Source organism: Mesorhizobium sp. M4A.F.Ca.ET.050.02.1.1 (assembly GCF_003997725.1).
Lineage (GTDB): Bacteria > Pseudomonadota > Alphaproteobacteria > Rhizobiales > Rhizobiaceae > Mesorhizobium.
The window spans coordinates 1-1,162 of the sequence record NZ_RZSG01001210.1 but is presented as its reverse complement, the minus strand read 5'-3'; the positions used below and the strand labels follow the sequence as shown (position 1 = coordinate 1,162).

Sequence of the window (1,162 nt, the reverse complement as noted above, 5' to 3'; positions counted from 1 at the left end):
TGGCCGAGGTCGGCCGTGTGGGACGCGAGCATCACACGCCGGCCGAGCTCTCCGGCGGCCAGCAGCAGCGGGTGGCGATCGCGCGCGCCATCGTCACCAGGCCGACGCTGCTCGTTGCCGACGAACCCACCGGCAATCTCGACTCCGCCCGCACGCACGAGATCATGGAGCTCCTGACCAGGCTCAACGCCGAGCTTGGCCTCACCATCGTCATGGTCACGCACGAGGCCGACGTGGCGGCCTATGCCGAGCGCACGATCCGCTTCCTCGACGGCCATGTCGCCACCGACTCCAACAAACTGGAGGCGGCCCAATGATCTGGGAGACAGTTCGCCTGTCGCTGATCTCGATCCGCCGCAACGTGCTGCGCTCCTTCCTGACCTTGCTCGGCATCGTCATCGGCGTCGCCGCCGTCATCGCCATGCTGACCATCGGCTCCGGCACCACCGCGAAGGTCAAGTCGGATATTTCCAAGCTCGGCAGCAATTTGCTCGTCGTCCGCCCCGGCCGTCCGGCCGGGCCTGGCGGACCGGGAGGGCTCGACCAGGCGGTGCGTCCGCTTGCCGACAAGGACCTTGCCGCGCTCGTCAAGCATCTCGACGGCGCGCGCGCCATCTCGCCCGCCTCGCAAAAGCAGGTCCGCGTCATCTTCGGCACCGAAAGCGTTACATCGGGCGTCACCGGCACCGACAGCGCCTATCTCGACGCGCGCGACTGGAAGCTGGTCTCGGGGCGTCCGTTCAGCGATTCCGAGACCCGCGCCGGCGCCGGGGTCTGCCTGGTCGGCGAGACGGTGCGCCAGCAATTCTTCGGCGCCGGCGATCCGGAAGGCGAGACCATCCGCGTCAACCGCACCTCCTGCAAGATCATCGGCCTCTTGGAACCCAAGGGCTACACCGGCTTCGGCCAGGACCAGGACAATGTCGTGCTGATGCCGCTTGCCGCCTACCAGCGCCGCATCGCCGGCAACCGCGACATCGATTCGATCTACATCGCCGCCGACGACCGCACGCCGACCTCCGAACTGCAGCCGCGCGTCGAGGACATCCTGCGCGACACGCGCCGCGTCACGCCCGACCGCGATGACGATTTCTCGATCCGCGACATGACGCAGATCGCCGACGCCATGGCCAGCGCCACCACCACCATGACCGGCATGCTG

Annotated in this window: 2 protein-coding genes; both read left to right on the top strand. The window is 68.0% G+C overall.

All coding sequences use genetic code 11. From position 1 onward, the window contains the following. On the top strand, positions 1 to 317 hold a 317-nt coding region (locus EOA33_RS36375), incomplete at its 5' end, for an ATP-binding cassette domain-containing protein (protein ID WP_127407772.1). Then, the coding region (locus tag EOA33_RS36370; protein ID WP_127407771.1) for an ABC transporter permease at positions 314 to 1,162 on the top strand (849 nt) is incomplete at its 3' end. The genes EOA33_RS36375 and EOA33_RS36370, both read left to right, overlap by 4 nt.